Genomic DNA, 1,819 nt, shown 5'->3' with positions numbered 1-1,819 from the left:
CCGGCACCGGCCGTGCGGTCGAGATGGGCATCGGCGCCCTGCCAGACGATTTCGACGGCGACGTGGTCGTCATCAGCGCAGACGTGCCGCTGCTGGACGCCGCAACGCTCTCCGGTCTGCTGGCCGTTCACCGCGAGGCTGCCGCCGCCGCAACCCTGCTCAGCGCGATCGTCGACGACGCCACCGGATACGGCCGCATCATCCGCGAGAACGACGGGTCCCTCAGTCGCATCGTCGAGCAGAAGGACGCCGCCGACGACGAGCTCTCGATCTCCGAGATCAACTCCGGCACCTACGTTTTCGGTGTCGCGGGCCTGCGGAAGCACCTTCCCCTCGTCGGGACCGACAACTCGCAGGGCGAGAAGTACCTCACCGACGTCGTCGCCCTGCTTCGGCAGGCCGGGATGCCGGTGGCCGCGGTCCCTGTCCCCGATCCCTGGATCGTCGAAGGCGTCAACGACCGCGTCCAGCTCGCCCACACCGCGGCCCGCCTCAACGCCATGATCGTGCGCGGCTGGCAGCTCGCCGGGGTGACGGTGCACGACCCCGGCAGTACCTGGATCGACTTGCGCGCCACCCTCGCGGAAGACGTCGAACTGCTGCCGAACACGCACCTTTCGGGTGCGACGACGATCGCCCGCGGCGCTCGCATCGGGCCGGACACGACCCTGCTCGACTGCGAGGTCGGTGAGGATGCCGTCGTGAAACGCACCGACGCGACCCTCGCGGTGATCGGAAAAGGTGCGACGGTCGGGCCGTTCGCCTACCTCAGGCCCGGCACCGAGCTGGGTGATGGTGGCAAGATCGGCACCTACGTCGAGACGAAGAACGCGAAGATCGGAGCCGGCGCGAAAGTGCCGCACCTGTCGTACATCGGCGACGCGACGATCGGCGAAGGCACCAACATCGGCGCCGGAGCGATCACCGCCAACTACGACGACATCGACAAGCACTCCACGACGATCGGTGCGCACGTGCACACCGGCACCCACAACTCGTTCGTCGCCCCGGTCACGATCGGTGACGGCGCAAAGATCGGCGCGGGCACCGTGGTGCGGCGAGACGTGCCGCCGGGTGCCCTCGCGGTGAGCGTCGCGCAGCTGAGGATCGTCGAAGGCTGGACAGAGCGTCACCGCGCCGGTTCCGCAGCGGCGAAAGCCGCCGCTGACGCCCAAGACTGACCCTCTAAGCTGGAGTTCCAAAGGGGCAGGAGCCAGCCGTGTCGGCCATCAAGATCACCGGTGAGAAGAGACTGGTCATCGTCAGCGGCCGGGCCCACCCGAAGCTCGCCGAAGACATCGCCGAAGAGCTGGATTCCGAACTCATCCCGACTGAAGCCCGCACCTTCGCGAACGGCGAGATCTACGCCCGCTACGGTGACAGCATCCGCGGGGCCGACGTCTTCGTGATCCAGTCGCACTGCCCGCCGATCAACGAGTGGCTCATGGAGCAGCTCATCATGATCGACGCGGCCAAGCGCGCGAGCGCGAAGCGCATCACCGTCGTCGCGCCCTTCTACCCGTATGCCCGGCAAGACAAGAAGGGTCGTGGTCGCGAGCCGATCTCCGCTCGGCTGATCGCCGACCTGTTCAAAGCCGCCGGGGCGAACCGCATCATGAGTGTCGATTTGCACGCGGCGCAGATCCAGGGCTTCTTCGACGGCCCCGTCGATCACCTCTTCGCGATGCCCGTGCTGCTCGAGCACTTCAGATCGAAACTCGAACCCGCGACCCTCACCGTCGTGAGCCCCGACATGGGCCGGGTGCGCGTCGCCGACATCTGGAGCGACAAGCTCGGCGCCCCGCTCGCGATCATCCAC

The 1,819-nt window shown here is 67.5% G+C and carries 2 protein-coding genes; both read left to right on the top strand.

Annotated elements, in window-relative coordinates:
* Nucleotides 1-1,181: bifunctional UDP-N-acetylglucosamine diphosphorylase/glucosamine-1-phosphate N-acetyltransferase GlmU (glmU, locus tag RMO30_RS01205; protein WP_309708417.1), on the top strand; the 1,181-nt coding region annotated here is incomplete at its 5' end.
* A gap of 38 nt (nucleotides 1,182-1,219) precedes the next feature.
* A partial coding sequence (prs, locus tag RMO30_RS01200; RefSeq protein WP_309708414.1) for a ribose-phosphate diphosphokinase occupies nucleotides 1,220-1,819 on the top strand: 600 nt, incomplete at its 3' end.

The sequence above is a fragment of the Pseudolysinimonas sp. genome (genome assembly GCF_031389465.1).
GTDB lineage: Bacteria > Actinomycetota > Actinomycetes > Actinomycetales > Microbacteriaceae > Pseudolysinimonas_A.
The sequence above is the reverse complement of the archived record's forward strand: the minus strand, read 5'-3'. Positions and strand labels throughout refer to the sequence as shown.